This window comes from Pseudomonas sp. FP2309 (assembly GCF_030687575.1).
GTDB lineage: Bacteria > Pseudomonadota > Gammaproteobacteria > Pseudomonadales > Pseudomonadaceae > Aquipseudomonas.
In genome coordinates this window covers 4,419,128-4,441,995 of sequence record NZ_CP117439.1, presented here as the reverse complement: position 1 = coordinate 4,441,995, position 22,868 = coordinate 4,419,128, and the positions used below count along the sequence as shown (strand labels likewise).

The window sequence follows — 22,868 nt, the reverse complement described above, 5'->3', positions numbered from 1 at the left end:
GGCTGCGAGCGCGGGTGTCAGCGACGCGGCAATGCAGCGATCACGTCTTCGGCTTGCAGGCCTTTGTCGCGATTCATCACGGAGAACTCCACGCGCTGGCCTTCCACCAGGACGCGATGGCCTTCGCCGCGAATGGCCCGGAAGTGGACGAAGATATCGTCGCCCGAATCACGGGAAATAAAGCCGAAGCCTTTGGACGTGTTGAACCACTTGACGGTACCGGTATCCCGATTGGTCATGTCGTAGTTTTGCGACGCGGCCGCCGGGGACGAACGGTAGAAGCTGATGGCCAGGTGAAGAACGATGGCGACCACAGCGATCACCAGGCTGAGCAGGATGGCCGGGTGGCCGCCGACTTCAGGCATGGGTGCCAGGAGGGTGAGGGTTTGTAAGACAACGGTCAGTACCAGCAGAGCGCTGACCAGGTTTTGCAGTTGATGACGGGTGCCTTTGTTCCAGTAAGGGATTACCGGGGCGAGCGTCAGGTTAAGAAGGCCGAACAAGGCCAGGTACAAGGCATCGTGTTGTTGCAGGTAGGGCAGGCTTTCAGGCTGCAGGCTTGGGATAAAGGACAGCAGCAACGCTGCAACGCCCGTTAGCAGGTGGACGATTTTCAACATTTTGATTAACTCACGTTAAGACGGATCACAAGGAAGAGCTGACTGGCACGGTTCGCTTCTGAACAATGGGAGGCGTTGGGCACGTGCGCGGGGATCAGCCTATGCCGCTTGCCGTGGAGATTAACGGCGGCGACACGCTACCTATTTAACAGCAAAGGCCGTGCCTACTCAAATCAAGCATTTGCGGGCGTTTCGGTGCCTTTGGCATTTCTTCGCCAAACGCCTGTCCTAGACATGCGCAGGTGGTTTGGGTCGAGGTACAGAAAAATGCTTACCTTGTTCAAGATTTGTCTGTCGCTGAGGAAGACGTTACACCCGGGACCATTTGCCGCACCTATGACGAGTCGGGCTGCGCATCATCGGCTCTCTTGCTAGAGTGGTCCTGCACCTGACTCAATGAATGCTTGTCAATTGAAGGGGATAAACATGGCAATCGATATCGGTATCAGCGAAGCAGATCGTAAATCCATCGTCGACGGGCTTTCACGACTGCTCTCCGATACCTATGTACTGTACCTGAAGACCCACAACTTCCATTGGAACGTCACGGGCCCCATGTTTCGTACGCTGCACCTGATGTTCGAGGAGCAGTACAACGAACTGGCGCTGGCGGTGGACTCTATTGCCGAGCGTATCCGCGCCCTCGGGTTCCCGGCACCGGGTGCCTATTCGATTTACGCTCGCCTTTCTTCTATCAAGGAGGAGGAGGGGGTGCCGAGTGCGGAGGAGATGATCAAGCAATTGGTGGCGGGCCAGGAAGCGGTGACGCGGACCGCGCGCGGCATTTTTCCATTGCTCGACAAAGTCAGCGATGAGCCCACTGCGGATCTGCTGACCCAGCGCATGCAAGTGCACGAAAAAACCGCATGGATGCTGCGTTCCCTGCTCGAAAATCAGTAAGTCTTGAACCTGAGTGGCGCCGGCCTGGCGCCATTCGCTTTGTTTCTGCGCACTTCCTGGCGTTGTCCTACAACTATCGACTCCGCGTCTTCTGGCTGCCGCCTGTCTCCCTGCTGTTCCATAGAGCCATCGCCCAATGGGAGCAACCCATGGGTCAGTGTTTGGCAATGGAGTGTCAGGTGTATGTCACGCGGAGTGGGTAATGGAGCGATGGAAAATTGTGGTTTTCATAAAGTAAAGGTCGACCCCTTTGCCAAAGGGTTCGACATGGGGCTGGCCAGGCCGTTGTCCCGATCGGTCAGGCTCAATGGGTTTTCTACGTGCCTGCGGCTTGAACAAGTCTATTGGAATATCCTGGCTGAAATAGCCCGGATCAACGCCTGTTCTGTCAGTGCGTTGCTGTCCTACGTGGATCGGGAAGTGCATTTGCGCTATGGCGGTGTGAAGAACTTCAGTGGTCTGGTCAGGGTGGTGTGCGTGGTTCATCTGCTCAAGGACCATGTCGCTCCTTTAAACCCGGAGTAAACCTATGGTGCCGGAGTCGGTCCGTCGCCCTGGCGGGCGAGGCTCCGGGTAGAAAGCCGGCTGCGCTGCCTCGATTTACCAGATATAATCCCGCGCTTTGCTACGCATGCCGGGGCTTTGCCTCTGAGGCAGGCGTGGCGCAGTAACGATCTGATCGCCGAGACATCGCCATGCCCATGTACGACTATCAATGCGCTTCCTGTGGTCATCAGTTGGAAGCCATCCAGAAGATCAGCGCAGCACCGCTGGTCGATTGCCCGGCCTGCCAGGCCCCTGAGCTCAAGAAGATGTTGTCCATGCCGGGCTTCCGCCTGAGCGGCGGTGGCTGGTACGAAACCGACTTCAAGACCGGCGCCAAGAAGAATCTGGCGGGCGGCGACAAAGCAGACTGAGTTGAACTCTACGCGCCGGCTCCTGCATTATCCGTCCCCTGCTTAACTGTACGGTGACGAGGCACGCCTGCCACCGAATTACGAATTACGAGAAGTGAAACCACGACCATGATGCGCAGCCACTATTGCGGCCAACTGAACGAGACCCTGGAAGGTCAGGAAATTACCCTTTGCGGATGGGTTCACCGTCGCCGCGACCACGGCGGGGTGATCTTCCTCGATATCCGTGATCGTGATGGTCTGGCCCAGGTGGTGTTCGATCCGGACCGTGCCGAAAGCTTCGCCGCCGCCGATCGTGTGCGCAGCGAGTACGTCGTGAAGATCACCGGCAAGGTTCGCCTGCGTCCGGCTGGTGCCGTGAACAAGAACATGGCCTCCGGCGGTATCGAAGTGCTGGGCTATGAGCTGGAAGTGCTGAACGAGTCGGAAACCCCGCCGTTCCCACTCAACGAATACTCCGACGTCGGCGAAGAAACCCGTCTGCGCTACCGCTTCCTGGACCTGCGTCGTCCGGAAATGGCCGAGAAACTGCGTCTGCGTTCGCGCATGACCACCAGCATCCGCCGTTTCCTCGACGAGAATGGCTTCCTTGACGTAGAAACGCCGATCCTGACCCGGGCCACCCCGGAAGGCGCGCGTGACTACCTGGTGCCGAGCCGTACCCACGCCGGTTCGTTCTTCGCGCTGCCGCAATCGCCGCAGTTGTTCAAGCAACTGCTGATGGTGGCCGGCTTCGACCGTTACTACCAGATCGCCAAATGCTTCCGCGACGAAGACCTGCGTGCTGACCGTCAACCGGAATTCACCCAGATCGACATCGAGACCAGTTTCCTCGATGAAAAAGAGATCATGGGCCTGACCGAGCAAATGATTCGCAACCTGTTCAAGGAAGTGCTGGACCTGGAGTTCGGCGAATTCCCGCACATGACCTTCGAAGAGGCCATGCGCCGCTACGGTTCCGACAAGCCGGACCTGCGTAACCCGCTGGAACTGGTGGACGTTGCCGACCAGCTAAAGGACGTCGACTTCAAGGTGTTCAGCGGCCCGGCCAACGACCCGAAATGCCGCATCGCCGCCCTGCGTGTGCCAGGCGGCGCGAGCATGCCGCGCAAGCAGATCGACGATTACACCAAGTTCGTCGGCATCTACGGTGCCAAGGGCCTGGCGTACATCAAGGTCAACGAGCGCGCCAACGGTGTTGACGGTCTGCAATCGCCGATCGTGAAAAACATCCCCGAAGCCAACCTGAACGTGATCCTGGATCGCGTCGGCGCGGTCGATGGCGACATCGTGTTCTTCGGTGCCGACAAAGCCAAAATCGTCAGCGAAGCCCTGGGTGCCCTGCGTATCAAGCTCGGTCACGACCTGAGCCTGCTGACCTGCGAATGGGCGCCGATGTGGGTCGTTGACTTCCCGATGTTCGAAGAGAACGACGACGGCAGCTTCAGCGCCTTGCATCACCCGTTCACCGCGCCGAAGTGCTCCCCTGCGGAGTTGGAAGCCAACCCTGCAGGCGCGCTGTCCCGTGCCTACGACATGGTGCTCAACGGCACCGAACTGGGTGGCGGTTCGATCCGTATCCACCGCAAAGAGATGCAGCAAGCGGTGTTCCGCCTGCTGGGCATCAACGAAGCGGAACAGGAAGAGAAATTCGGCTTCCTGCTCGACGCCCTCAAATACGGCGCGCCGCCGCACGGTGGCCTGGCCTTCGGCCTGGACCGTCTGGTGATGCTGATGACCGGCGCCCAGTCGATCCGCGAAGTGATCGCCTTCCCGAAAACCCAGAGTGCTGCGGACGTGATGACGCAGGCACCCGGTGTGGTGGACGCCAAGGCGCTGCGCGAGCTTCATATTCGCCTGCGCGAGACACCAAAAGCTGAGTAAGGCTGCTGCGTGAAAGCGCGATAGAGTTTCAGGCAGTCAAAAAGGCGCATCTTCGGATGCGCCTTTGCGTTAAAGCGCTACATTCCGCCGAGGGCGGAGTTGACCAAGGTTTCTAGAGAATTTTCGGAGTTGTGTTATGGCTGGCCATTCCAAGTGGGCGAACATCAAGCACCGCAAAGAGCGACAGGATGCCAAGAAAGGCAAGATTTTCACCAAGTGGATCCGCGAGCTGACCGTCGCCGCCCGCCAGGGAGGTGGTGACCCCGGCTCCAACCCACGTTTGCGCCTGGCACTGGACAAGGCCCTCGGCGCCAACATGAGCCGCGACATCATCGACCGTGCGGTGGCCCGCGGTGCCGGCGCGGCCGACACCGACGACATGGTCGAGTTGACCTACGAAGGCTACGGCCCCGGCGGCGTGGCGGTGATGGTCGAGTGCATGACCGATAACCGCAACCGCACTGCGGCCGCTGTGCGCCATGCGTTCAGCAAATGCGGCGGTAACCTGGGCACTGACGGTTCCGTGGCCTACCTGTTCGAGCGCAAGGGCCAGATTACCTTTGCGCCGGGCACGGACGAAGATGCGCTGATGGAAGCGGCCATGGAGGCGGATGCCGACGACGTGGTAACCAACGAAGACGGCTCCATCGACGTGTTCACCTCCTTCGCCAGTTTCTACGCCGTGCGTAATGCGCTGGAGGCGGCGGGGTTCAAGGGCACCGACGCGGAAATCGTGATGCTGCCGACCACCAGTGCCGAACTGGACCTGGAGGGTGCGCAGAAGGTGCTGAAGATGCTGGACATGCTCGAAGACCTGGACGATGTGCAGAACGTGTATTCGAACGCCGACATCCCGGAATCCGTGGCCGAACAGCTAGGCTGAAGAATGATGTAGATCCAAATGCGCGAGGGGGCTTGCCCCCGATGACGGTGTGTCAGTGACTTATAAATCGACTGAACCGCCGTTATCGGAGGCAAGCCCTCTCCCGCATTTGAACGTTGGTGTATCAACAAATGTGTTTATCCAACCCGCAGGCGTTATGACTTTAATCCTAGGTATCGACCCCGGTTCGCGCATCACCGGTTTTGGCGTGGTGCAACACACCCCGCGTGGCTGTGTTTACGTCGCCTCGGGGTGTATTCGCACGGGGGCGGGTGAGCTGGCCGAGCGCTTGCAGATTGTCTACCGCGGCGTGCGTGAAGTGATCCAGACCTACGGCCCGGTGACCATGGGCATCGAAAAAGTATTCATGGCGAAAAACGCCGATTCGGCCTTGAAGTTGGGCCAGGCCCGTGGCGCCGCGATCGTTGCAGGCGCCGAGGAGGGCATGGAAATCGCCGAGTACACCGCGACCCAGGTCAAGCAGGCCGTGGTCGGCACCGGTGCCGCCAATAAAGAGCAGGTGCAGATGATGGTCATGCACATGCTCAAGCTCACTTCAAAACCGCAGATCGATGCCTCCGACGCCCTGGCTATCGCCATTTGCCATGCGCACACCCGTTCCAGCCTGCTGCCTCATGGCTTGGGCACTGCACGCAGTCGTGGCGGACGCCTGCGTCTCTGATAGCATCAGCGCAATCGAATTTTGCGGTCAGGCCTTGATCTGACCCCTACGCTTTAAGGATCTGAACCGTGATTGGACGCTTGCGCGGCACCCTGGCTGAGAAACAGCCGCCGCACCTGATTCTGGATGTCAATGGGTTGGGGTATGAGCTGGAAGTGCCCATGACCACCCTGTATCGCCTGCCGTCCGTAGGCGAGCCGCTGACCTTGCACACCCATTTGGTGGTACGCGAAGACGCGCAATTGCTCTATGGTTTCATTGGCAAGCGCGACCGCGACTTCTTCCGCGAGCTGATCCGCCTCAACGGCGTAGGCCCCAAACTGGCCCTGGCATTGATGTCGAGCCTGGAAGTGGACGAATTGGTGCGTGCCGTCTCGGCCCAGGACACTTCGGCGCTGACCAAGGTGCCGGGGGTCGGCAAGAAGACCGCCGAGCGCTTGTTGGTGGAGCTCAAGGACCGCTTCAAGGCCTGGGAGGTTGTGCCGAGCATGTTTGCCCTGGTGCCCAACCAACCGGATATGCCGCCAGGCCAGGTGGCCAGTGCCGAGAGCGATGCGGTCAGCGCGCTGATTTCCCTGGGCTACAAGCCGCAGGAAGCCAGTAAGGCCGTGTCGGCCATCAAGGACAAGAACCTGAGCAGTGAAGACATGATCCGCCGAGCCCTGAAGGGAATGATTTAAGTGATTGAAGCTGATCGTCTGATCGCGGCCACCGGCCCGCGCGACCGTGAAGAAGTCCAGGACCGTGCCATTCGCCCCCTGAGCCTGGCCGACTACATCGGCCAGCCCACCGTGCGCGAGCAAATGGAGCTGTTCATCCAGGCCGCACGCGGGCGCAGTGAGTCGCTTGACCACACGCTGATCTTCGGCCCGCCGGGGTTGGGTAAAACTACGCTGGCCAACATCATTGCCCAGGAAATGGGCGTATCGATCAAATCCACCTCCGGCCCGGTGCTGGAGCGTCCGGGTGATCTGGCGGCGCTGCTGACCAACCTTGAGCCCCATGACGTGCTGTTTATCGACGAGATTCACCGGCTATCGCCGATCGTCGAGGAGGTGCTGTACCCGGCCATGGAGGACTTTCAGCTCGATATCATGATTGGCGAGGGCCCTGCGGCTCGTTCGATCAAGCTCGACCTGCCACCGTTCACCCTGGTGGGGGCGACCACCCGTGCCGGCATGCTGACCAATCCGCTTCGAGACCGTTTCGGTATCGTTCAACGTCTAGAGTTCTATAGCACTGCAGACCTGGCGACCATCGTCAGCCGTTCGGCCAGCATTCTCGGTTTACCGCTGGACCCGGAAGGCGCCTTTGAAATCGCGCGCCGAGCCCGTGGCACACCTCGAATCGCCAACCGTTTGCTGCGCCGCGTGCGTGATTTTGCCGAAGTACGCGCCAAGGGCCACATCACCAAGGCTGTGGCCGACCTGGCCTTGAACCTGCTGGACGTGGATGAGCATGGGTTTGATCACCAGGACCGGCGTCTGCTCTTGACCATGATCGAGAAGTTTGACGGCGGCCCGGTAGGGGTCGACAGCCTGGCTGCGGCCATCAGCGAGGAGCGCCATACCATTGAGGACGTGCTGGAGCCGTACCTGATCCAGCAGGGCTACATCATGCGTACGCCCAGGGGGCGGGTGGTGACGCGCCACGCCTACCTGCACTTTGGCTTAAACATTCCGTCACGATTGGGTGAGATGCCTGTGGTAGACGAATTTCTCGATGCGGTTGACGATTAAAAAGGCTATGTGGGTCGATTTATTCGAGGTTTGTGCTGTCCCAGTGTCTGGCGTCGTCATTCAGTCGTAGGAAATGTCTTCGAGAATGCAAAAACAGTTGCCCAGCCGGATTGGCAACCTCAGGAGTAAGCACTAGAGTATGCGCGCGCAAAACGGGGAACAGTCGTTCGCACATCGCTGTCGCGTTTATTACGAGGACACCGATGCCGGCGGCATCGTGTATTACGTCAATTACCTCAAGTTTATGGAGCGGGCTCGAACCGAGCGGCTACGGGAGCTGGGCTTTGCCCAATCCCAGCTGGCAGGGGAGGACCTGTTATTCGTCGTGCACTCCAGCGAGGCGCGTTACCACGCACCGGCGCGATTGGACGACGAGCTGCTGGTCAGCGCTGAAGTAATCGAATTGAACCGTGCCAGCCTGCGTTTCAAGCAGCAGGTCAGGCGGGCAACGGATGCAACGCTGCTCTGTGAGGGGCAGTTCCTGGTGGCGTGTGTGCGCACCAACAGTTTGAAACCTCGGGCCATTCCCGAAACTCTACGTGCGGCCTTTGCCGCCGTGAGCGGCGCGGGTAAACAATCAAAGCAGGAGATTTAGCGTGGAACCTACCGTCGTCGACCATTCCTCCATGTGGAGCCTGGTCAGCAATGCCAGTGTTGTGGTTCAACTGGTCATGCTGATCCTGGTAGCCGCATCGGTTACCTCTTGGGTCATGATTTTTCAGCGCAGCAACCTGCTGCGTGCCGGTCGACGTGCCCTGGAGAGCTTTGAAGAGCGCTTCTGGTCGGGTATCGACCTGTCCAAGCTGTATCGCCAGGCCGGCAGCAACCCCGACCCGGATTCGGGCGTCGAGCAGATCTTCCGTGCCGGTTTCAAGGAATTTTCGCGCCTGCGCCAGCAACCGGGTGTTGATCCGGAAGCGGTGATGGAAGGCGTCGCCCGTGCCATGCGCGTGGCCATTTCCCGCGAAGAAGAGAAACTGGAGCAGAGCCTGCCGTTCCTCGCCACCGTAGGTTCCGTCAGCCCGTACATCGGCCTGTTCGGTACCGTGTGGGGCATCATGAACTCTTTCCGCGGCCTGGCCCAGGCTCAGCAAGCCACCCTGGCCACCGTGGCCCCAGGTATCGCCGAAGCCCTGATCGCCACCGCGATCGGCCTGTTCGCCGCGATCCCGGCTGTTATTGCCTACAACCGTTTTGCCGCGCGCGGCGAAAACCTGATTGGCCGTTACTACACCTTCGCCGATGAATTCCAGGCGATCCTGCACCGTAAAGTGCACACCAGCGAAGAATAAGCAGGTACTCCCCGATGGCTTTAATCACTCGAGCTCGAACCAAGCGCAAGCCGGTCGCCGAGATGAACGTAGTGCCTTACATCGACGTGATGCTGGTGCTGCTGGTGATCTTCATGGTGACCGCGCCGATGCTCAACCAGGGTGTGAAGGTTGATCTGCCCAAGGTTTCCAGCGAAGCCTTGCCTCAGGACAACAACACCCAGGTGCTGACCATTTCGATCAAGGCTGACAAGACCTACTACTGGAACCTTGGCAGCGAAGTCGATACCCAGAAGCAGCAGGACAAGGCCCTGACCCTGCCGGCGATGACCGACGCGGTGACCAAGATCATTCGTTCCGGCAACGAAGGCGGCAAGCATACCCAGGTGTTCATCCGCGGCGACAAGTCGGTCGACTACGGCTCCGTCATGGGCGCCATGGGCGGGCTGCAGAAGGCCGGCGTCGGTAACGTTGGCTTGATCACCGAGGCGCCCTGATGCAGCAACAGCGAGAGCCGTCCGCCTCGGAGAGCTACTTCTGGCCTAGCGTCTGGGCAATTGCCCTGCACGTCCTGGTCTTTGGCATGCTGTTCGTCAGCTTTGCCATGACCCCGGACCTGCCGCCAGCCAAGCCGATCGTGCAGGCGACCCTGTATCAGCTGAAATCGAAAAGTCAGGCCACCACCCAGACCAATCAGAAGATTGCGGGTGAGGCCCAGAAGTCGGCTGCGCGCCAGACTGAAGTCGAACAGATGGAACAGAAGAAGGTCGAGCAGGAAGCGGTGAAGGCTGCTGCGGAACAAAAGAAAGAAGAGGCGGCTCAAAAGGCCGAGGAATCGAAAAAGGCTGACGAAGCGAAGAAGGCCGACGAGGCGAAAAAGGCTGATGAAGCCAAGAAAGCCGAGAAAGCTGCCGAAGCGAAAAAGGCCGAAGAGAAACAATTGGCTGATATAGCCAAGAAGAAGTCTGAAGAAGAAGCCAAAAAAGCAGCTGAAGAAGAGGCCAAGAAAAAGGCCGCTGAAGAAGCCAAGAAAAAGATCGTCGAAGACGCGAAGAAGAAAGCCGCCGAAGACGCCAAGAAAAAAGCTGAAGCAGACGAGGCGAAGAAGAAAATCGCCGACGACGCGAAGAAGAAAGCTGCCGCCGATGCCACCAAGAAAAAGGCCCAGGAAGCAGCGCGTAAATCCGCCGAAGAGAAAAAGGCCCAGGCCTTGGCAGATTTGCTCTCCGACACGCCGCAGCGTCAGCAAGCCTTGGCCGATGAGCGTGGCGATGAAGTCGCGGGCAGTTTCGACGATTTGATTCGGGCGCGGGCAGCAGAGGGTTGGACCCGTCCGCCTTCGGCACGCAAAGGCATGACAGTAGTGCTGCAGATCGGCATGTTGCCGGACGGTACGGTGACTTCGGTTACTGTGGCCAAGTCCAGTGGTGACGGTTCGTTCGACAGTTCGGCGGTTGCCGCGGTCAAGAATATTGGCCGGTTGACCGAGATGCAGGGAATGAAACCAAGCGACTTCGCTCCCTATCGTTCATTCAAGATGACATTCACACCTGAGGATCTAGCCTTGTGAGAAACCTTCTTCGAGGAATGCTTGTCGTTATTTGCTGTATGGCAGGGATAGCGGCGGCGGATGAAAAGAACATCCTGGTCACCAGCGGTAGCGACCGGGCCACCCCGATCGCTGTAGTACCGTTCGGTTGGCAGGGCGGCAGTGTGCTGCCGGACGACATGGCCCAGATCGTCAGCGACGACCTGCGCAACTCCGGCTACTACGCGCCGATTCCCAAAGGCAATATGATCAGCCAGCCTAACCAGGCCAGCGAAGTCGTGTTCCGTGACTGGAAAGCGGTAGGCGCGCAATACCTGATGGTCGGCAACATTGTGCCGGCCGGCGGTCGCCTGCAGATCCAGTACACCCTGTTCAACGTGGCGACCGAGCAGCAGGTCTTGACCGGCAGTGTTTCGGGCACCACCGAACAATTGCGGGACATGGCCCACTACATTTCAGACCAGTCGTTTGAAAAGCTCACCGGTATCAAGGGGGCTTTCTCGACACGTCTGCTGTATGTAACGGCTGAACGTTTCTCCGTAGACAACACCCGCTATACCCTGCAACGTTCGGACTATGACGGCGCGCGCGCTGTAACCTTGCTGCAGTCGCGTGAGCCAATCCTGTCGCCGCGCTTTGCACCGGATGGCAAGCGTATTGCCTACGTGTCGTTCGAACAGAAGCGTCCGCGTATCTTCGTCCAGCACATCGACACTGGCCGTCGTGAGCAGATCACCAACTTCGAAGGCCTTAACGGTGCACCGGCCTGGTCGCCGGATGGTTCGCGCCTGGCGTTCGTACTGTCCAAAGACGGCAACCCGGATATCTACGTGATGAACATGGCTTCGCGCCAGATCACACGCGTGACCAGCGGCCCGGGCATTAACACTGAACCGTTCTGGGGTAAGGATGGTTCGACCATCTACTTCACCTCTGACCGGGGCGGCAAGCCACAAATCTACAAATCGAGTATTGGCGGTGGCGGTGCGGAACGAGTGACCTTTATTGGTAACTACAACGCCAACCCTAAGCTTTCGGCTGATGAAAAGACGTTGGTGATGATTCACCGTCAGGATGGTTTCACTAATTTCCGGGTTGCGGCCCAGGATTTGCAGCGTGGAACGGTAAAAATCCTTACAGATACCAACCTTGATGAGTCAGCTACTGTTGCGCCCAACGGCACCATGGTAATCTACGCCACCCGCCAGCAGGGCCGGGGAGTCTTGATGCTCGTGTCCATTAATGGACGCGTGAGGCTCCCGCTTCCTACCGCTCAAGGCGAAGTCAGAGAACCGTCCTGGTCCCCTTACCTGAACTGACGCGGCGCTACAAAAAGAAGTACTTAACACACTGGGGTTCATTAGGAGTTTCACGATGGAAATGCTGAAGTTTGGTAAGTTTGCTGCTCTGGCTCTGGCTCTGTCCGTAGCCGTTGGTTGCTCGTCTAAAGGCGGCGACAATGCCGGTGAAGGCGCAGCTGTTGATCCAAACGCTGGTTACGGCGCTAACACTGGTGCAGTTGACGGCTCCCTGAGCGAAGAAGCTGCTCTGCGCGCTATCACCACTTTCTACTTCGAATATGACAGTTCGGACCTGAAACCAGAAGCCATGCGCGCTCTGGACGTTCACGCGAAAGACCTGAAAGCTAACGGCGCTCGCGTTGTTCTGGAAGGTAACACCGACGAACGTGGTACTCGTGAGTACAACATGGCACTGGGCGAGCGTCGTGCGAAAGCCGTTCAGCGCTACCTGGTACTGCAAGGTGTTGCTCCAGGCCAACTGGAACTGGTTTCCTACGGTAAAGAGCGTCCAGTTGCTACTGGCCACGACGAGCAGTCCTGGGCTCAAAACCGTCGCGTCGAACTGCGTAAGTAATTCGTCATGCGAACGTGCCGTCGTGCTCTGACTGTATTGGCTCTCAGCTTCGCACCGCTTGCGGTGTGGGCTGCGGTTCCTGTAACGGATAGCAACTCTGGCTATAACAATAGCGGGAGCAGCTATCCGCCAGCAGGTTATGGCACGAACGGCGCCTATGCTGGGGGGGCGGCTACGTCCGCTCCCTCGGCACAGGGCGAACTGTTCAACCAGTTGCAACGCATGCAGGATCAATTGGCGCAGCAACAGGGCGCAATTGAAGTGCTGCAAAATCAAGTGAACCAGCTCAAGCAAGAAGGCCTGGAGCGTTACCAGGATCTTGATCGACGTATAGGAGCCGGCGTTACACCAGCCGCTACTCCAGATAATTCTTCTACCGGTGGTGCGCCAAGCGCCGCCGCCGGTGGGGCGGCAGCAGGGGCCGCGGCTGCGGGCCAGGCCCCTGCCGCCAGCAGCGAACCGGGTGATCCGGCGAAGGAAAAACTGTATTACGATGCAGCCTTCGACCTGATCAAGGCCAAGGACTTCGACAAGGCCAGCAAAGCCTTTACCGCATTCCTTGGGCGTTACCCCAACAGCCAGTACGCGGGCAATGCCCAATACTGGTTGGGCGAGGTGAACCTGGCAAAGGGTGATTTGCAGGGGGCGGGCCAGGCATTTGCCAAGGTCAGCCAGCTGTACCCCAAGCATGCCAAGGTGCCTGATTCGCTGTACAAACTCGCTGACGTAGAGCGCCGCCTGGGTCATACCGACAAGGTCAAAGGCATTCTGCAGCAGGTCGTCGCCCAATATCCGGGGACTTCCGCTGCTCAGTTGGCTCAACGGGATCTGCAACGTTTGTAAGCAGCGCAGCCCGTTTAGAAGAAACCCGCGCCTGGCGCGGGTTTTTTCGTTAGAATCCACGCCCTTTTATGAAACACGCTTTTTGGGGCCTGCGCGTTGGCGGGGTTCCTCTAAGTGCCTGACGGAGGCGGACAGCCTGTTTAGCTGTTACGCCCGTGGCGACTATGCAAGACACATTACGTATTACCGAAGTTTTTTACTCGTTGCAGGGTGAAACGCGAACCGCTGGGCTGCCCACCGTATTTGTGCGCCTCACCGGTTGCCCGTTGCGTTGCCAATACTGTGACAGCGCCTATGCCTTCAGTGGTGGCACCGTGCGCACCCTGGACGACATCCTCGAGCAGGTTGCTGGCTTCAAGCCGCGCTACGTCTGCGTGACCGGGGGCGAGCCGTTGGCCCAGCCCAATGCCATTGCGCTGCTCAAGCGGCTGTGTGATGCCGGTTATGAAGTGTCCCTTGAAACCAGTGGTGCCCTGGACATCTCGGCGGTCGACCCACGCGTCAGCCGCGTGGTCGACCTCAAGACCCCGGGTTCCAAGGAGGCGCACCGCAACCTCTATGACAACATGGACTTGCTGACGGCCAACGATCAGGTCAAGTTCGTTATCTGTTCGCGCGACGACTATGACTGGGCGGCCTCCAAGTTGATCCAGTACGGTCTCGACCGTCGCGCCGGCGAGGTGCTGTTCTCTCCGAGCCATCATGACCTCAATGCCCGCGACCTGGCTGACTGGGTCGTGGCCGACAATCTGCCGGTACGCCTGCAATTGCAGTTGCATAAATACCTGTGGAACGACGAGCCGGGGCGCTGAGATGAGCGAGCAAAAGCGCGCGGTCATCCTGCTGTCCGGCGGCCTCGACTCCGCCACGCTGGTGGCCATAGTCCGTGCTGACGGCTACAGCTGCTACACCATGAGCTTTGACTACGGCCAGCGCCACCGCGCCGAATTGAATGCCGCCGCGCGTGTCGCCCATGACCTTGGTGTGGTGGAGCACAAAGTGATTGGCCTGAACCTCACCGGCATCGGCGGCTCTGCCCTGACTGAAAGCGCTATCGACGTGCCGCTGGCGCCTATCCAGGGCATTCCGGTCACGTACGTACCGGCGCGCAATACGGTGTTCCTGTCACTGGCCCTGGGCTGGGCCGAAGTGCTGAATGCCCGCGATATATTTATCGGCGTGAACGCCCTTGATTACAATGGCTACCCGGACTGCCGTGCGGAATACGTCGAGGCGTTCGAACGCATGGCCAACCTGGCGACAAAGGCCGGGGTAGAAGGGCAGGGGTTTCGTATTCGGGCGCCGCTGCAGAACCTGAGCAAGTCAGACATCGTGAAGGCGGGCGTAGGACTAGGCGTGGATTTTTCGCAGACTGTTTCCTGCTATCAGGCAGACGATGCCGGTCGTGCGTGTGGGCAATGCGACGCCTGCCGACTGCGTGCCGAGGGCTTCAAAATGGCCGGAATTACGGACCCAACGCGTTATTTCTGATTTATTTCAAATAAGGTGTTGAATAATCCTTAGAAATCAGTATTATACGCGCCACCACACAGCGGGTCGTTAGCTCAGTTGGTAGAGCAGTTGGCTTTTAACCAATTGGTCGTAGGTTCGAATCCCACACGACCCACCATTTTTGGCGGTTTAGAAAATCCGGAAGGCCCACGCAAGTGAGGATTTCCGGGTTTTTTTTTGCCTGGGATTTGGCGAGTGCGCAACGCACTGAGTGTCACGAAAAAATCGCCTGTTCAGGCCCATCGCAACCCCATCTCGGCGCATGCCGCCAATACCCGCCGACAACCCTCCTGTTGACTCTCCCGTTAAGGGCACACCCTATTCTGGGCGTCCAACGTTCAGGGTGAAGTGATGATGGGCAAGCGAGTATTGGTAATTCTGGGACATCCCTGCGCCGACAGCTTTTGCGGCGCATTGGCCGGCGCGTATGTGCAAGCCGCAATACGTGCCGGGCATGAGGTGCGTCTGCTGCGAGTGGGGGCGCTGAACTTCGATCCCGTGCTGCATGAGGGCTACAACCGGATCCAGCCGCTGGAACCCGATCTGCTCCAGGCTCAGGTCGATATCACGTGGGCGCAACACCTGGCATTTGTCTACCCCATCTGGTGGGGTGCTATTCCGGCGCTGATGAAAGGCTTTTTCGACCGGACGTTCCTGCCTGGTTTTGCCTTCAAGTACCGTGAAGGCAAAGCCTTTCCCGATAAGCTGTTAAAGGGGAGGACGGCCCACCTGCTGGTCACGATGGATACGCCTCCCTGGTATTACAAGTGGGTTTATCGCATGCCGGGCGTGCACCAGGTGCGCACAACCACGCTGGCGTTCTGCGGTATCAAGCCGCTGAAAACCCTGATGTTCGGACCAATTTTGGGTTCCGGTCTGGCCCGGCGAGAAGCCTGGCTCAAGCACGCGCAGGCGATCGCCGAGCGTTGAGGTCCTCAGGTTCCCGATCCCGGACACATGTGTGAAGATGCGATGCGCCCTCGTGCGCCCATTCCTGCGCCGTGATAGGGACTTTTCATGTATATCGGCAAAGCCGCCCTGCTGTCGGGCACCACTGTTAAGACGATCCGCCATTACGAGAACATCGGCTTACTGCCGCCGCCCGTGCGTGAAGGTAAGTATCGGGTTTACAACCAGCAAAGTGTCGAGTTGCTGATGTTCATCAAATGCGCTCAGCAACTGGGCTTCAAACTCAAGGAAATGCAGGCGATCCTTCAGGATCACCGGGGGCAGGCACTGCCCTGGGAATTGGCCTGCAAGGCCATTGCAGATAAAAAACACGAGCTGATAACCCGAATCCAAAATTTGCAAAGCCTCTACGATGGCCTTGAACAGTTTGAAAGCAGCCTCGAGGACGCCCGATATCAGTGCCTCGCTGCGCCGGCAGGTGCAGCTAATATGGCGTCATTGAGTTCGACGCTTCATCAGTGATTTTTTTATCGCTTGCCTCGCGTCCGAGGGTTTGTGTTAAATCGAGTTCGTTCACCTCAAGACAGGGATTGTCATGACGACGCTTTCGCCTATCAGTTCCGCCATCGCACGCGCTATTCGGCCTATCGAACCTGCCCCCGTCAGTGTGGTGCAGAACGCCGCTGGCGCCGTTGCCCGCCCTTCGTCGGTGGTCAGCCTGGGCAATGTGGTGTCCGACACGCTATCCGATACTTATTCGCGCCGCGGGCAACTGCCTGGCCAGGAGCTCGTGCGAGCGTGGGAGAACACCAGCCAGGACGCCCTCAGCAAGACGATTAATACCAACTTCAACGCGCTGTCCGCGGCCAGTCGCTTCAGTGGCCTCGGTGCGAGCCTGATAGAGCAGTTCGCCAAGGGCGGCACGGAAATTTCCCAGTCTGTGCTCTATGCGAGCGCCGACCGCGCGCAAAATGCCGGCGAGATGCGAGTCGACCAATCGCTGCTGCACAGCAAGGCCGACAACCAGGTCAGCCTCAGCATCAAGACGGCCAGCGGAAAAACCGTCACTTTCAGCCTGTCCAGCCAGAACGATGGCCTGGGCGTAAAGGCAACGGTCGAGGGTGGCAGCCTGAGCGATGACGAGCTCAAGGCCGTTGGCCAATTAGGCAGCGCCTTCCAGGCGGCGATCGATGGCCTTGGCGCAACGCCGCCCAAACTTGATCTGGGCAAACTGACCACGTTTGACTCGAAGGTATTGGCGTCGGTGGATCTCAACGCCAAACTGAAGACGCTGGAAGGGCAGAACCAGACCCTGGCCTTCCACGCGGATACACAAAGCCGCACCACGCGCATGAGTGGCCCAAGCGGCGAAGTGAGCCTGGCCGTGGACCTGAAAAACGCCGCGATCCTGGGCAATGCCCAGCAACAGGCCAAGGCCTTGAGTAGCTACCTGGCTCAATTTGATCGTGTGCAGGAGCGTGGCAACGCCAAGGCCGAGCTGATGACCCTGTTCAAGGACGCATTCAGCGCCATGAACAGCAACTACCCCCAGGGCGTCGGCCTCCCCGAAGCACTCACGCGCAACCCGACCGACCAGGGCATACTGACTGGCCTGGCGGACTTCAAGGCCTCCATCAAGCAGGTCAGCGAATCGTCCAACCCGATGCGCCCGTCTGAAGTCGACAGTTTTGCTTACAACGTGTCGCAAAAGACCCGGGTCAGCGGCAGTAGCCAGTTGGATCGCAGCGTTACCCAGGACCAGCAGTCGAGCCTGTCGGCCAGTTACCATAAGGGCCTTGATGGCAGTAAAAATCCCGGTCTGACGCGCGATGAAAACTCGCAAAACTACCTCTACGTCCAGGTTGAGGACAAAGCCAGCACGTCGGCCAACCTGTCTTACAAAGACGGCCAGTTGATCAACGCTTCGGTTTCCCAGGAGGCCAGCCAGGCGACCCGCACTCAGAAATACGTATTGGGCAAGTTGGTGGACGAGACCTTCGTGCCCAAGCAGGCCTCGGTCAGCCATGACTACGTGGTGTTGCTGGAATATGCGGCCAAGGAAAGCAAAAAGTCCAAGGATGCTTTGGAGGAGGCTACCTTGAAGGACGCCCTGGCGAAGATGCATGAATCAGTCATGTTGCAGCAGGACCCCACTGCGCTGACACGCTGAGGGCACAGACGAAAACGGGAAGCCCCAGCGCAGGGGCTTCCCGTTTTTTTTGCCTGAAAGACGCACCCGCGAATACCAGATTAGGCTTTTGAATCCATTCGATATTCTGTAGCCTTGCGCAGCTTCACCTTTACCCGTGCTTGATGAACACAATCACTTCGTCCGGCGGCGCCCGAAGGGCTCCAGAGCCGGTGGTACACTCGACTTTCGCGCAACTGCGCCTGCAGGTCTTGCGAACATGACGCACATTTCCGAACGCCTACTGGTTCAAGCCCACCTCGATGCCAAGCAGCCCAAGGCGCTAAGCGCCGAGGAAGAGGCAAGCCTGCGTACCGCCATCGCCGCCGAGCTCAAGGCTCAGGACGCGGTGCTGGTGGCGCACTTTTATTGCGATCCGGTGATTCAGGCCCTGGCCGAAGAAACTGGCGGCTGTGTCTCCGACTCCCTGGAAATGGCCCGCTTCGGCGCCGCCCACCCGGCCAAGACCGTACTGGTCGCCGGTGTGCGTTTCATGGGCGAGACCGCCAAAATCCTCACCCCCGAAAAACGCATCCTCATGCCAACCCTGGAAGCCACGTGCTCCCTGGATCTTGGCTGCCCGGTGGATGAGTTTTCGGCATTCTGCGACCAGCATCCCGAGCGCACCGTGGTGGTGTACGCCAACACCTCGGCGGCGGTTAAAGCGCGGGCCGATTGGGTGGTGACCTCCAGCTGTGCGCTGGAAATCGTCGAAAGCCTGATGGACAACGGCGAGACCATCATCTGGGGCCCGGACAAACACCTGGGCACCTACATCCAGCGCCAGACCGGCGCCGACATGTTGCTGTGGGACGGTGCGTGCATCGTCCACGAAGAATTCAAGTCCAAGCAGTTGGAAGACATGAAGGCGCTCTACCCGGATGCGGCGATTCTGGTGCACCCTGAATCCCCGACCTCGGTGATCGAGCTGGCTGACGCGGTAGGCTCCACCAGCCAACTGATCGCCGCAGCGCAGCGTCTGCCGAACAAGACCTTTATCGTCGCCACCGACCGCGGCATCTTCTACAAGATGCAGCAGCTGTGCCCGGACAAGGTCTTCGTCGAGGCGCCTACGGCCGGCAACGGTGCCGCGTGCCGCAGTTGTGCACATTGCCCGTGGATGGCGATGAACACGCTGGAGCGCACCTTGCAGTGCCTGCGTGAGGGCAGTAACGAGATCTTCGTCGAGCCTTCGGTGATCCCTCACGCTGTGCGCCCGCTCAAGCGCATGCTGGATTTCACCCAGGCAGCGCGCCTCAAGCTGGCGGGCAACGCCTGACTTCGGCTGAATGCATTAAATAGGGTGGGGGGAAGTCGCCTCCCACCCTTGATTGGCATCGCCCTGATTACTTCTTCTGTTTCGGAATCCGCACCAACTGCGTATCCGAATAAATGTCATGCCAGCTGCGTTTGTGCTTGTCGAACAGTGACCAGACAAAGCCCAGCCCCACGCACAACCACGACGCAATCGACACCACAAAGCGCAGCAGCGCCTGCCACAGGCTGATGCGCGAGCCGTCGGCATTCTGCACGCGCACGCCCCACACCTGCATGCCCAGGGTCTGACCGGAATGGGTCCAGAACTTGGCGAAGAAGCCAAACAGCACGAACAATAAAATCGTCGACAGCAACGGGTCGCCGTCCAGTGCGCCGGATTCGGTGAGGCTGCGCATTTTGGCTTCGCCGACGAACGCGATCCAAATCAGTTTGTAGATAAACGCGGTGACGATCAGCAGGGCGGTGCACAGCAGGAAATCGTAGAACATCGCTGCCAGACGACGGCCCAGGCCAACGGCGGGGAAGTCGCCTTGGGGGCTCAGCAAGGGTTTGGACATGGCAGGGCTCTCGGAATAAAAGACGCAGTTTACGGAATCGCGCCCATAAAAAAGCCCCTGATGTCATATCAGGGGCTTTTTGTCGCAGAAAGAATCAGGCTTCTGCTTGTACTTCGTCTGCCTGCATGCCTTTTTGGCCCTGCACCGCAACGAAAGTCACTTTCTGGCCTTCTTTGAGGCTCTTGAAGCCGTTGCCCTGAATAGCGCGGAAATGCACGAACAGATCCGGACCGCTTTCTGGAGTGATAAAACCAAACCCTTTCTCGTCGTTAAACCACTTGACGGTACCGCTCTGACGTTGGGACATTTTCTTATTTCCTTGACGCTAAAAATTAATGACAGCCCCTTTCACATGAAAGAGTACTGGGCTGGGTTGCAGGAAAGTAAGAGACGTCGAACGGGTTGTAGCACAACTACTTCAGCTACTGCCCAGGTCCAGGTTCCAAGCGACCCATGCAAACACAGTGGGCAAACTCTACGCCAACTAATATGGAAAAAACAAGCCCCGCAAAACCTCAGGTTTTGCGGGGCTTGGTGACACTTCGCGGAATAATCTGCACTAGCCTTATTCGATAGAACGGGTCACTTGTTATAGGTTAATCCCTATAACAATGACTATCGTGGGTGCACTGTTTTATGGCGGTTGCGTTACAGATTAGTGCACGTTTTCGCAACTGCGTTACTTATAGGAACAGTCAAATCAACCGCGGAAGTAACGCTGTGGCACGAATGGCATTTTACTTACACGAAGAGGCACCTTTTTCCCACGCACCAGCGCAGAAACCTCGGTGTCCAGCGCCGTGAACGCGCTGTCCAGGTAACCCATGGCCAGCGGGCCACCCAGGCTCGGGCCAAAGCCGCCGCTGCACACGCTGCCGATGACGGTGCCGTGTTCGTCGACGATCTCTGCGCCTTCACGTACCGGCGTGCGCTCTTGCGGCAGCAGGCCCACACGCTTGCGGCTCACGCCGGTCTGCTGTTGGGTGAAGATGCGGTCGGCACCGGGGAAACCACCAGCGCGCGCGCCATCGGTACGACGGGCCTTGGAGATGGCCCACAACAGGCTGGCTTCGATCGGTGTGGTCTCGCTGTTCATGTCGTGGCCGTACAGGCACAGGCCGGCTTCCAGGCGCAGCGAGTCGCGGGCGCCCAGGCCGATGGCTTGTACTTCGGTCTCGGCCAGCAGACTGCGGGCGAGGCTTTCGGCGTTGGCGGCAGGCACGGAGATTTCAAAGCCGTCTTCACCGGTGTAACCCGAGCGGCTTACGTAGCAGTCCACACCCAGCAGGCGCAGCGAGGCGAACTGCATAAATGTCATCTTGCTGGCTTGCGGTGCCAGGCGCGCGAGCACTTTCACCGCCGCCGGGCCTTGCAGGGCCAGCAGGGCGCGCTCTTCGAACAGCGGCTCGATGGTGCATTGATCGCCGATGTGTTGGCGCAAGTGTGCCAGGTCCTGATCCTTGCAGGCGGCGTTGACCACCAGGAACAACTCGTCATTGCCCAGGTTGGCGACCATCAGGTCGTCAAGGATGCCGCCGTTTTCGTTGGTGAACATGGCGTAGCGCTGCATGCCCACCGGCAGGTCGATAATGTCGACGGGCACCAGGGTTTCCAGGGCTTTGGCGGCGTTGGCGCCGGTCAGGCGGATCTGGCCCATGTGAGACACATCGAACAACCCGGCCTGATCACGGGTGTGCAAGTGCTCCTTCATCACGCCCAGCGGGTATTGCACCGGCATGTCGTAGCCGGCGAAGGGCACCATGCGCGCGCCCAGTTCGATGTGCAGGGCATGCAATGGGGTTTTCAACAGGGTTTCGGTGGACATATTCAGCTCCTGAAAAACGTGCTGGCGCGCCGTAGGCGTCAGCACTCGATAATGTTGACCGCCAAACCGCCACGGGCGGTTTCCTTGTATTTGCTTTTCATGTCGGCGCCGGTCTGGCGCATGGTGCGGATGACCTTGTCGAGGGATACAAAGTGCTGCCCATCGCCGCGCAAGGCCATGCGCACTGCATTGATGGCCTTGACCGAACCCATGGCGTTGCGCTCGATGCAGGGCACCTGCACCAGGCCGCCAATCGGGTCGCACGTCAGGCCGAGGTTGTGTTCCATACCGATCTCGGCGGCGTTCTCCACCTGGGACACGCTGCCGCCCAAAACTTCGCACAGCGCGCCTGCGGCCATGGAGCAGGCCACGCCGACTTCACCCTGGCAGCCGACTTCGGCGCCGGAGATTGAGGCGTTTTCCTTGTACAAAATGCCGATGGCGGCGGCAGTGAGCAGAAAGCGCACCACCCCGTCTTCGTTGGCGCCGGGGATAAAGCGCATGTAGTAATGCAGCACCGCCGGCACAATTCCGGCCGCGCCGTTGGTGGGCGCCGTCACCACGCGCCCGCCATTGGCGTTTTCTTCGTTGACCGCCAGGGCGTACAGGTTGACCCAATCGAGCACTGACAACGGGTCGCGCAACGCCGATTCCGGGTTTTTGCACAACTGGCGATGCAGGGCCGCGGCGCGGCGCTTGACCTTCAAGCCACCGGGCAGAATCCCTTCATTGCGACAGCCCGCGTCCACACAGTCCTGCATCACCTGCCAGATTTTCAGCAGGCCGCTGCGGGTTTCCGCTTCCGGGCGCCAGGCACTTTCGTTGGTCAGCATCACCTGGCTGATCGACAGCCCGTAGGTGGTGCAATGACCGAGCAAGTCCTTGGCGTGCTTGAAGGGGAAGGTCAGGGGTGTGGCGTCTTCAACAATACGGTCAGCGCCGGCGGCGTCTTCGTCGACCACAAAACCACCGCCGACCGAGTAGTACTCGCGGCTGCGGATCTGGATACCGGCGGCATCGAAGGCGCGAAAAATCATGCCGTTGGGGTGATAGGCGAGGGGTTTGCGGATCATCGCCAAGTGTTCTTTCTCGTTGAACGCAATGCTGTGTTCGCCGAGCAGGTTCAGGCGGCCGTCGCTGCGCATCTGCGCGAGGCGTGCGGCGACGGTTTCAGTGTTCACGGTGTCCGGGTGTTCGCCTTCCAGACCCAGCAATACGGCCTTGTCGCTGCCGTGGCCTTTACCGGTGGCGCCGAGGGAGCCATAGAGTTCGACCTTGAGGCCGGTGGTGCTGCTCAGCAGGTTGTCGCGCTTGAGGCCTTCGACAAAACGCGCGGCGGCGCGCATCGGGCCGACGGTGTGGGAGCTGGAAGGGCCGATGCCAATCTTGAACAGGTCGAACACGCTTAAAGACATGGTGGCTCCTGGTGGCGCAGT

At 59.1% G+C, this 22,868-nt stretch carries 26 protein-coding genes and 1 tRNA gene; 22 read left to right on the top strand and 5 right to left on the bottom strand.

All coding sequences use genetic code 11. The features are described 5' to 3' along the window. Positions 1 to 17: 17 nt before the first annotated feature. Positions 18 to 620: a cold-shock protein gene (locus PSH59_RS20445; protein ID WP_282445919.1), complete on the bottom strand. Its 603-nt coding sequence runs from the start codon at positions 618 to 620 to the stop codon at positions 18 to 20. 426 nt (positions 621 to 1,046) lie between these two features. Here PSH59_RS20445 and PSH59_RS20440 point away from each other — a divergent pair, with 426 nt between their 5' ends. The 22 genes from PSH59_RS20440 to nadA all read left to right on the top strand — a co-directional run bounded on the left by PSH59_RS20440 (position 1,047) and on the right by nadA (position 19,051). Next, entirely contained in the window at positions 1,047 to 1,520 is a 474-nt protein-coding gene (locus tag PSH59_RS20440; protein ID WP_122720393.1) for a Dps family protein, read from the top strand. Between the two features lie 183 nt (positions 1,521 to 1,703). Continuing rightward, positions 1,704 to 2,045: a ribbon-helix-helix domain-containing protein gene (locus tag PSH59_RS20435; RefSeq protein WP_248080010.1), complete on the top strand. Its 342-nt coding sequence runs from the start codon at positions 1,704 to 1,706 to the stop codon at positions 2,043 to 2,045. 170 nt (positions 2,046 to 2,215) lie between these two features. After that, positions 2,216 to 2,437 carry an FmdB family zinc ribbon protein gene (locus PSH59_RS20430; protein WP_017139808.1) on the top strand — a complete coding sequence of 74 codons (222 nt, stop codon included), beginning with the start codon at positions 2,216 to 2,218 and terminating at the stop codon, positions 2,435 to 2,437. 108 nt (positions 2,438 to 2,545) lie between these two features. Then, positions 2,546 to 4,321, top strand: coding sequence for an aspartate--tRNA ligase (gene aspS / locus PSH59_RS20425; RefSeq protein WP_305393537.1), 1,776 nt, complete (start codon positions 2,546 to 2,548; stop codon positions 4,319 to 4,321). 136 nt (positions 4,322 to 4,457) lie between these two features. Beyond that, positions 4,458 to 5,204, top strand: a complete 747-nt coding sequence (locus PSH59_RS20420) for a YebC/PmpR family DNA-binding transcriptional regulator (protein ID WP_248080014.1) — start codon at positions 4,458 to 4,460, stop codon at positions 5,202 to 5,204. Between the two features lie 157 nt (positions 5,205 to 5,361). After that, positions 5,362 to 5,886 carry a crossover junction endodeoxyribonuclease RuvC gene (gene ruvC, locus PSH59_RS20415; protein WP_024077147.1) on the top strand — a complete coding sequence of 175 codons (525 nt, stop codon included), beginning with the start codon at positions 5,362 to 5,364 and terminating at the stop codon, positions 5,884 to 5,886. A gap of 68 nt (positions 5,887 to 5,954) precedes the next feature. Continuing rightward, positions 5,955 to 6,566: a Holliday junction branch migration protein RuvA gene (gene ruvA / locus PSH59_RS20410; RefSeq protein ID WP_248080019.1), complete on the top strand. Its 612-nt coding sequence runs from the start codon at positions 5,955 to 5,957 to the stop codon at positions 6,564 to 6,566. Then, entirely contained in the window at positions 6,567 to 7,625 is a 1,059-nt protein-coding gene (gene ruvB, locus PSH59_RS20405) for a Holliday junction branch migration DNA helicase RuvB (protein WP_003175801.1), read from the top strand. Positions 7,626 to 7,764: 139 nt separating this feature from the next. Beyond that, complete coding sequence (gene ybgC, locus PSH59_RS20400; RefSeq protein ID WP_248080024.1) at positions 7,765 to 8,220, top strand: tol-pal system-associated acyl-CoA thioesterase; 456 nt, start codon at positions 7,765 to 7,767, stop codon at positions 8,218 to 8,220. A 1-nt stretch (position 8,221) separates the two neighbouring features. After that, positions 8,222 to 8,917: a protein TolQ gene (tolQ, locus tag PSH59_RS20395; protein ID WP_032890916.1), complete on the top strand. Its 696-nt coding sequence runs from the start codon at positions 8,222 to 8,224 to the stop codon at positions 8,915 to 8,917. Positions 8,918 to 8,940: 23 nt separating this feature from the next. Next, positions 8,941 to 9,393, top strand: a complete 453-nt coding sequence (tolR, locus tag PSH59_RS20390) for a protein TolR (protein ID WP_160384999.1) — start codon at positions 8,941 to 8,943, stop codon at positions 9,391 to 9,393. Then, positions 9,393 to 10,466: a cell envelope integrity protein TolA gene (gene tolA, locus PSH59_RS20385; protein WP_248080026.1), complete on the top strand. Its 1,074-nt coding sequence runs from the start codon at positions 9,393 to 9,395 to the stop codon at positions 10,464 to 10,466. The genes tolR and tolA overlap by 1 nt, the downstream gene beginning before the upstream one ends. Before the next feature lie 17 nt (positions 10,467 to 10,483). Continuing rightward, positions 10,484 to 11,764, top strand: coding sequence for a Tol-Pal system beta propeller repeat protein TolB (tolB, locus tag PSH59_RS20380; protein ID WP_248080201.1), 1,281 nt, complete (start codon positions 10,484 to 10,486; stop codon positions 11,762 to 11,764). A gap of 55 nt (positions 11,765 to 11,819) precedes the next feature. After that, complete coding sequence (gene pal / locus PSH59_RS20375) at positions 11,820 to 12,320, top strand: peptidoglycan-associated lipoprotein Pal (protein ID WP_003209827.1); 501 nt, start codon at positions 11,820 to 11,822, stop codon at positions 12,318 to 12,320. 6 nt (positions 12,321 to 12,326) lie between these two features. Further along, positions 12,327 to 13,163 carry a tol-pal system protein YbgF gene (gene ybgF / locus PSH59_RS20370; protein WP_248080028.1) on the top strand — a complete coding sequence of 279 codons (837 nt, stop codon included), beginning with the start codon at positions 12,327 to 12,329 and terminating at the stop codon, positions 13,161 to 13,163. Between the two features lie 164 nt (positions 13,164 to 13,327). After that, positions 13,328 to 13,975 (top strand): 7-carboxy-7-deazaguanine synthase QueE, encoded by a 648-nt coding sequence (queE, locus tag PSH59_RS20365; RefSeq protein WP_248080030.1) that lies wholly within the window; start codon positions 13,328 to 13,330, stop codon positions 13,973 to 13,975. 1 nt (position 13,976) lies between these two features. Further along, positions 13,977 to 14,654 (top strand): 7-cyano-7-deazaguanine synthase QueC, encoded by a 678-nt coding sequence (gene queC, locus PSH59_RS20360; RefSeq protein ID WP_305393536.1) that lies wholly within the window; start codon positions 13,977 to 13,979, stop codon positions 14,652 to 14,654. A gap of 63 nt (positions 14,655 to 14,717) precedes the next feature. After that, positions 14,718 to 14,793, top strand: a tRNA-Lys gene (locus PSH59_RS20355). A gap of 236 nt (positions 14,794 to 15,029) precedes the next feature. Next, entirely contained in the window at positions 15,030 to 15,605 is a 576-nt protein-coding gene (locus PSH59_RS20350; protein WP_305395319.1) for an NAD(P)H-dependent oxidoreductase, read from the top strand. Positions 15,606 to 15,692: 87 nt separating this feature from the next. Further along, entirely contained in the window at positions 15,693 to 16,106 is a 414-nt protein-coding gene (locus PSH59_RS20345; RefSeq protein ID WP_305393535.1) for a MerR family transcriptional regulator, read from the top strand. 73 nt (positions 16,107 to 16,179) lie between these two features. Next, complete coding sequence (locus tag PSH59_RS20340; protein ID WP_305393534.1) at positions 16,180 to 17,754, top strand: lactate dehydrogenase; 1,575 nt, start codon at positions 16,180 to 16,182, stop codon at positions 17,752 to 17,754. Between the two features lie 238 nt (positions 17,755 to 17,992). Then, entirely contained in the window at positions 17,993 to 19,051 is a 1,059-nt protein-coding gene (gene nadA / locus PSH59_RS20335) for a quinolinate synthase NadA (protein WP_305393533.1), read from the top strand. Positions 19,052 to 19,118: 67 nt separating this feature from the next. Here the strand turns inward: nadA and PSH59_RS20330 are convergent, their stop codons facing one another. The 4 genes from PSH59_RS20330 to PSH59_RS20315 form a co-directional block, all read right to left on the bottom strand. Next, positions 19,119 to 19,607 carry an RDD family protein gene (locus tag PSH59_RS20330; RefSeq protein WP_305393532.1) on the bottom strand — a complete coding sequence of 163 codons (489 nt, stop codon included), beginning with the start codon at positions 19,605 to 19,607 and terminating at the stop codon, positions 19,119 to 19,121. 94 nt (positions 19,608 to 19,701) lie between these two features. After that, complete coding sequence (locus PSH59_RS20325) at positions 19,702 to 19,914, bottom strand: cold-shock protein (RefSeq protein ID WP_003175786.1); 213 nt, start codon at positions 19,912 to 19,914, stop codon at positions 19,702 to 19,704. A 393-nt stretch (positions 19,915 to 20,307) separates the two neighbouring features. Further along, entirely contained in the window at positions 20,308 to 21,432 is a 1,125-nt protein-coding gene (gene gcvT, locus PSH59_RS20320) for a glycine cleavage system aminomethyltransferase GcvT (RefSeq protein WP_305393531.1), read from the bottom strand. 38 nt (positions 21,433 to 21,470) lie between these two features. Beyond that, on the bottom strand, positions 21,471 to 22,847 hold the full coding sequence (locus tag PSH59_RS20315; protein WP_248080043.1) for an L-serine ammonia-lyase: 1,377 nt from the start codon (positions 22,845 to 22,847) through the stop codon (positions 21,471 to 21,473). Positions 22,848 to 22,868: the final 21 nt, after the last annotated feature.